Genomic DNA, 248 nt, shown 5'->3' on the forward strand with positions numbered 1-248 from the left:
TTCGACGCAGGGCCAGGCCATTGCCGATTGCCGAGGGCGACCCATGCGAGGCCCCTGCGGTAGGACCGGTTTACGGCTGGTCTGAAAGGTCCTGCCGTTAACCATCATGGCGGCGTATTCGTCGATCTTGGTCATGTATTTGGCCACTTTGAAAAGCCCCCTTTGCTTTTCCGTGTCATGGTAGTCGATGCATCCCATGGCGTTGTAGTAATAGATTTTTTTCGCATCGCGATTGAGATCGGAAGAGC

General features: G+C 54.4%; 1 protein-coding gene. It reads right to left on the minus strand.

What is annotated here, in order from left to right; genetic code table 11:
* Positions 1-248, minus strand: a 248-nt coding sequence (locus SQ11_RS18045; protein WP_041515229.1) for a hypothetical protein, incomplete at both ends; no start/stop codon positions are given.

The sequence above is a fragment of the Nitrosospira sp. NpAV genome (assembly GCF_000832065.1).
Classification (GTDB): Bacteria; Pseudomonadota; Gammaproteobacteria; order Burkholderiales; family Nitrosomonadaceae; genus Nitrosospira.